Source organism: Microcoleus sp. CZ3-B2 (assembly GCF_036705055.1).
In the GTDB taxonomy this organism is placed as follows: domain Bacteria; phylum Cyanobacteriota; class Cyanobacteriia; order Cyanobacteriales; family Microcoleaceae; genus Microcoleus.
The window spans coordinates 26,894-33,297 of record NZ_JAUBTN010000074.1 but is presented as its reverse complement, the minus strand read 5'-3'; the positions used below and the strand labels follow the sequence as shown (position 1 = coordinate 33,297).

Annotated in this window: 6 protein-coding genes and 1 pseudogene; 2 read left to right on the top strand and 5 right to left on the bottom strand. The window is 47.9% G+C overall.

What is annotated here, in order from left to right; all coding sequences use genetic code 11:
• The 3 genes and pseudogenes from QUA97_RS24580 to QUA97_RS24570 all read right to left on the bottom strand — a co-directional run.
• A pseudogene (locus tag QUA97_RS24580) lies at positions 1–75 on the bottom strand (D-galactonate transporter); the annotation flags it as partial.
• Between the two features lie 18 nt (positions 76–93).
• Positions 94–867, bottom strand: coding sequence for an RNA polymerase sigma factor SigF (locus QUA97_RS24575; RefSeq protein WP_194071025.1), 774 nt, complete (start codon positions 865–867; stop codon positions 94–96).
• A gap of 441 nt (positions 868–1,308) precedes the next feature.
• Positions 1,309–2,151: a photosystem II manganese-stabilizing polypeptide gene (locus QUA97_RS24570; RefSeq protein ID WP_194008047.1), complete on the bottom strand. Its 843-nt coding sequence runs from the start codon at positions 2,149–2,151 to the stop codon at positions 1,309–1,311.
• 297 nt (positions 2,152–2,448) lie between these two features.
• Here QUA97_RS24570 and QUA97_RS24565 point away from each other — a divergent pair, with 297 nt between their 5' ends.
• Positions 2,449–2,895, top strand: coding sequence for a hypothetical protein (locus tag QUA97_RS24565; protein ID WP_333196714.1), 447 nt, complete (start codon positions 2,449–2,451; stop codon positions 2,893–2,895).
• 86 nt (positions 2,896–2,981) lie between these two features.
• On the opposite strand, the gene QUA97_RS24560 is transcribed toward QUA97_RS24565, so the two are convergent.
• Positions 2,982–4,523 (bottom strand): calcium-binding protein, encoded by a 1,542-nt coding sequence (locus tag QUA97_RS24560; RefSeq protein WP_333196712.1) that lies wholly within the window; start codon positions 4,521–4,523, stop codon positions 2,982–2,984.
• Positions 4,524–4,652: 129 nt separating this feature from the next.
• Here QUA97_RS24560 and QUA97_RS24555 point away from each other — a divergent pair, with 129 nt between their 5' ends.
• Complete coding sequence (locus tag QUA97_RS24555) at positions 4,653–4,835, top strand: hypothetical protein (RefSeq protein ID WP_194071027.1); 183 nt, start codon at positions 4,653–4,655, stop codon at positions 4,833–4,835.
• A gap of 235 nt (positions 4,836–5,070) precedes the next feature.
• Here QUA97_RS24555 and QUA97_RS24550 read toward each other — a convergent pair whose 3' ends face one another.
• Positions 5,071–6,402, bottom strand: a complete 1,332-nt coding sequence (locus QUA97_RS24550) for a sensor histidine kinase (protein ID WP_194071028.1) — start codon at positions 6,400–6,402, stop codon at positions 5,071–5,073.
• Between the last annotated feature and the right edge of the window lie 2 nt (positions 6,403–6,404).

The window sequence follows — 6,404 nt, the reverse complement described above, 5'->3', positions numbered from 1 at the left end:
AACCAATAACCAATAACCAATAACCAATAACCAATAACCAATAACCAATAACCAATAACCAATAACTACTGACAACTGACTACTGACTACTGACTAAAGCTGCTTCGTCATAATTTCCTTGAGCAAATCGAGTCCCTTCTTAACTCGCCGAGAAACTGTTACCGCACTGATACCCAAGCGTTCGGCGGTTTCCTTCTGAGTCAAATCGTAGAGAAAAACAAACTCCAATATCTCGCGAGTCCGTTGTTCCAACATCGCCAAAGCTTGCTGTACGCGAATTCGATCCTCTTGGGCCAACTGAAAACTCCGATACTTGCTATCGGGCATCAATTCGCCCAGACTTGTCGCACCCTCATCTTCATCCTGCATCGGCGCGTCCAAACTCAGAGGCGATCGGTTGAGGTGGGCCAACTTAATTTCTCGCCATTCTTCAACAGAAACCTCAAGCACTGCGGCTACTTCTGCATCCGTAGGTTTGCGGTTGAACTGCACCTGCAAATCCTTGATTGCTGCGACAGACTTGCGTTCCAGGGACTGCCAGTGGCGGGGAAATCGCACCGAAGGGCTTTTGTCTCGCAAGTAGTGTTGAATTTCGCCCCGAATGTAGGGAATTGCAAAGGAACTAAAAGCGTGTCCCCTCGACAGATCGAATCGCTCGATCGCCCTAATCAACCCTATACACCCGACTTGCTGCAAATCGTCGTAGCTTTCACCGCACTGGTTGAGCCAGTGGTAAACTTCTTTTCTCACCAGTCCAATATTCAGTTGAACTAACTGATTGCGGACTTCATTCGAGCCAGAATCTTGGTACTCGCGCAACAATTGCAAATTTTCGTTTTTTAGCTCGTTCGGGGCTGTGGTAGACATGGCGGCATAAGGGTTGGTAGAGCAGAGGACTGATGTTGCTTTATATCTAGTTTCTAATCTAGCTTAACAAAAAATATTTATAGGTGGTGTAATCCTAGCACTTAATCGTTGTGACAGCGAACACGCGAGTTTGATTTTGGGAAGGCGCAGAGATTTGAACTGATTATCCCAAGGTAGGAATTCAAATTTAACGGCAATTTTTTCACACCGCATTATAAGCTGAAAACGGTTTAAAAGCAAAACTTTAAATAATTAAAAATCGTCTCTTAATAAATTGCAACTCAATCATAGTTTAATCATAAATTTATTCATTAGTCAACAGTCTTCAGCGATCTTGCTAAAGACTGTTGGCTAATGAAGAGCGAGCAGTAGCTTGAGGCCAAAAAACTGCTCTAGTTCGTTGGCGAAGCCCTCGCAGAGGATCGATCCAAAAAGCCAATTTTACGAAACAGAAGGCTCGATGCGAGCGTAAAATAAACCGCGAATTTTCACATCCAAAGCAGGTCTAGCTCCCAAATCAGTATCAGAAGTCTGCAAGCTTTCAAAAATCCCGCCTATTTCGCCAGTGGCGCTGTTGACTTTTGCAACTTGCAGAGAAATTTTGCCCGCCTTTGTGTTGGTGTCAGCCAACTTCACATTAGAGCGTTTGAGTTTGGAGTTGTCAGTAGCCGGAAGCGCTACAGCATGGTCGTAACCAGAGGCTACCCCGCGAGCTTTAGGGTCTAAAAAGGTACCGCTGCGGTAAGAAGGAACGTTAAAATTTCCTCGCAAATCGGTGGAAGTATTGATAGCAACCACTCCTGGCTCGGAACTGGCTACCAGTTCTTTAATAGTGAACAAGAAAGGTACTTGCTCTCCGCCCGGTAACAGAATCGTAATTGCTTGAAAGTCCAAGCCATCTTCTTCTGTAAAAGTCAGAGTCCCATCCTTACCAACTTCTAGCGTACCTTGAACTTGGTCAATGCTCGACGTGAACCGAGTCAGCACTTTACCAGGCACAAATTCTGCCTCTTGGCGTTTGTTTGCTGGTTCTTCCTTCACAAAATAAGTTGTGGGCTGCAAACACATACCAGTCAGTTTATAGGTTGCGCCCGCTTCAATAGGGATAGATCCGCGAGAAGTTTCTGCCAAACTAGGGCAGTTATTTGCCAATCCAGTACCTTTGATCTGGTCGTAGGTGAGTAACTCGGTAGTCGCCACCGTTGTATCAGGAGCCGAAGAACAAGCAACCAGCGCACTCATGCAAAATGCTAAAAGTGCAACAATTAAAGCACGATATTTCATTGCCAACCTCAATCTCCAACATCGGATTATATTAAGAAAAAGCCCTATTTCGAGCAAAATACAATTGCTCGCGGGCAGGCCGGGCCCGTGCAACCATCCGAAAGCCATCACCGAGTTTGACTCAAACAGTCGAGCTAGCTACTGCGGTGAAATTAAGCCTTGACTTAGGATTTCTCAAAATTTTCGGATCGTCGCCCAATACACATGGTACGACGGGTTGTGCTCTTTTCCTGACTTGAGTTGCAAATTAATATTGCTTAGGTCAACCTACTTAAGTTACGTTGCTCCTAGCCCCGAATGCCGATCGCCACTAGCTCGATTAGTCGGTTGACACCAGTGGCCCCGGAAAAACGCCTTGTAGATTTCAAAGGAAGCAGCAGTATGGACAACGGCACAAATTTAGAGTCAGAAAAGTTGCAGTCTCAACTGCAATCGCTGACACAGGCGATTCGGACTTTAGCCGAAAGTTGTCAGGGAGACAGCGTACTGCTTTTGGCTTTGCTGCGAGCTTTGGAAGCTTCGCACCAGGAAATTCGGGACGGTTTGTTTCAAGCGTCTTTTCCCGACAACCGCCAAGCAATGTACAAACTGATCAGGAATATTGAAGCCAATGGCGGCTGGCCTTACATCCAGCGCATGAAACTTCGATCGCTCTTGGGGTACAGCAAACAATTATCTCCCCTAGAAGATTCTGCGGCCGAGTCTGAAAACGACTCGGCCGAGACTGAGCAAGGCCTTAAATAGCCTAAGCGATCAGTTATGAGTTATGAGTTTTGAGTTGGTGAGTTTGACATTAACTCAAAACTCATAACTGAGTTGCCCTCGTGCCCCTAGAACCCGAAAGGTGTAGGAGGTACGGGTGTCGGACTCGGCAGCATCGAAGGAAAAATCTGCGTCTGGCCAGGCATTGGCAACAGCCCGGGAGTAGGAGTCGGGGCGATCGAACTAATTGACACCATCGAATCAGGTGCCGTAATAGTCGGCGCAGTCGGAATCCTCGAAGCAGTCGGAGTCGTCGCCGGAGTCGGAGTCGTCGCCGGAGTCGGAGTCGTCGCCGGAGTCGGAGTTGTCGCCGGAGTCGGAGTCGTTGCCGGAGTCGGAGTTGTCGCCGGAGTCGGAGTCGTCGCCGGAGTCGGAGTCGTCGCCGGAGTCGGAGTTGTCGCCGGAGTCGGAGTCGTCGCCGGAGTCGGAGTCGTCGCCGGAGTCGGAGTCGTCTCCGAAGTCGGCCTGGAGCTAAACGTCCCGCTCACAGAGATAAAATCATTGGCATCAATCAGCGCCGATGGAGTGTCTACCAAAATCGCTAACAGCTTGCCGTCGATCGTAATTACAGTATCTCTGAGATTTGCGCCGTTACCTTGGCTCACTTGCAGTTGACTGAAAGATAAAGTGTTCGGCAGTCCAAAGAAATCCTCTGCCTCATTGTAATCAGTAATTAAAACCAAACTTCCCGGGCCCGCTCCCAATCCAAAGACATCGCTGCCACTACCGCCAGTCAGAGTATCCGAACCCTCACCTCCAATCAGAGAATCATTACCCTCTGCCCCAAATAAATTGTCATTACCGAAACTGCCCAGAATTGTATCGTCACCTAGACCACCGGCCAAGGAATCATCGCCAAAACCGCCGTCTAGAACATCATTACCTTTGCCACCGAAGAGGAAGTCGTTGCCTTCATCTCCCATTACCGAGTCATCGCCTAAATCGCCGCGAAGCGTATCGGAACCGCTGCCACCAAAAACCGTATCGTCAGCCTTCCCCCCGAATATTTGGTCGTTGCCGGAGTCACCGAAGAGCGAATCAGTGCCGTCATTACCATACAAAGTGTCGTCGCCGTCGGCACCGAGGAGATAGTCGTTGCCGTCACCGCCAAACAGTTGATCTCCGCCGCTACCGCCGTTGAGAGAATCATTCCCCGAATCTCCGTAGAGAAAATCGTCATCAGCATTCCCGAACACCGAATCGTCGCCGTCACCCCCCACCAGGCTGTCATTGCCAGTACCGCCGGCAATCACATCAAAGCCCGCGTTGCCGCGAATCACGTCGTCGCCGGCATCTCCGAATACAGTGTCTAACCCGTCGTTGCCTTCGAGGACGTCGTTGCCCAAACCGCCGAGAATTGAGTCGTCGCCGTTTCCGCCTAAAGCAAAATCGCGGCCTTGGTTGCCAATGAGTTCGTCATTTCCTTCGCCCCCAAACAGCGAGTCTGCTCCGTCGCCTCCGAGCAGTTGGTCGTTGCCCGCGTCCCCCTCTAGGGTGTCATCTCCTCCCGCACCCAGGAGCGTGTCATCGCCATCTAAAGCACGAATTCGATCGCCCTGCGGAGTTCCTAAAATAAAGTCGTTGCTGTCTGTGCCGATCAGGTTTGCCATAGGGGATACACCGCTCCTTAATCAAATCAATTGTTTTAAAGTATGTCAATCGCCTTCATGACAAGGCATTGCTGCTTGCCTACGTTAGCATAGTTGAGATTTGGGCCATCTTGCCTAGGAGTGGGGGAGATGGCTGCGAGTGTCTTGATGGGCGATCGTCAAATAGTTATAGCGATCGTACATTTTTCTCGATCGCGACTTATTTCAAATCTGTTAGCATCGGAATTATTCCTATCTCTCGACCTCTGCGTGAATCTGCGTCAATCCCTTGTCATCTGCGGCTCATACATTCTTTTCTTTTACCGCAGATGAGGGCAGACAAACACAGATTAACGCTGATAAATTAGAGGGATTTCGGTTGTAACATTCATCCGTTATTGTTGATTTTTGACTGGATTTGAATTGCTCGGTGCCGCCGGAATTAATATTACGCGTCCCGACATTCAAACCCGATTTTACCAATAAATTAACGGTAGATTTTTATAGTTGGCGTTGCCGGTTTGTGTGATTGATTTTCACGATAATAAATTTTTGGCGAAGTGCACCCCTACAACTTTTGTTTATAATATTGTCCTAACTGACTAATGCCTTCTACCTGGTATTTTTTTTCTGCCACAGGTAGCTCGATCGCAAATTCAGTTCCCTCGCCAACCACAGTGTTGCAATTCAACTTACCCCCATGAGTCTCTTCGACAATCTGGCGGGCGATCGCCAATCCTAATCCAGTGCCTTTTCCTATCGCCTTCGTTGTGAACAAATGGTCAAAAATCTGCTGTTTGACTTCTGCCGTCATTCCCGCGCCGTTATCGGCAATTGTAATTTTGATGTGGCGATCGTCCAACATACTGGTACGAACCGCGATCCTATTGGGATTGGCTTGGATTTCCGCAAAACTGCGTCCTTGACTTGACTCTTCTAGGGCATCGATCGCATTTGCTAGCAAATTCATCAAAACTTGGTTTAGTTGACCGGGAAAGCATTCGATTTTCGGTAGATTATCGTACTCTGTGACAACTTCGATCGCCGGACGGTGTTCGTTAGCTTTTAGCCGGTGGCGCAGAATTAACAAGGTGCTATCGAGCCCTTCGTACAGGTTGAAAAGTTGCTTGGTATTGCTATCGGAACGGGAGAAAATACGGAGACTTTGGCTGATCGATGTAATGCGAGATCCTCCATCTTCGATCGCCTGAATTAACTTCGGTAAATCTTCTCGCACGTAATCGAGGTCGATCGCTTCTAATTCATCTTCAATTTCTGTACCGGGTTCAGGGAATTTCTCGCGATAGAGATCGATGATACTCAATAAATCATGGATGTAATCTTGGACAGCACCGACATTGCCCACAATACAACCGATCGGATTATTAATTTCATGGGCAACTCCAGCCACTAATTGCCCCAAAGCCGAAAGTTTCTCCTGTTGTACCAATTTCAGTTGAGCCTGTTGCAATGCCTGGGTACGTTCTACTACTTGCTTTTCTAAACTATCCGTCAGCCATTTCAGTCGCCAGTGGATTTTCACCCGCGCTAGCACTTCCGCTTCTTCAAAGGGTTTGGTGATGTAATCGACAGCACCTAACGATAAGCCTTTGACTTTATTTTCGGCATCAGCTAAAGCCGTCATAAAAATAACTGGAATTCCTTTAGTTGCAGGATTTTCCTGGAGGTGCCGACAGGTTTCAAAACCATTCATTTGCGGCATTTCAATGTCAAGCAAAATTAGTTCTGGTTGGTGGCGTTTCACTAGGGTGAGAGCATCTTCGCCATCAACCGCCATGCGGACTTTATAGCCAGCAGCTTTTAAGGATTGGGACAACACAAATAAGTTAGCTTCATTGTCATCCACAATTAAGATAAACGGTCGGGTTGAGTATGACATAG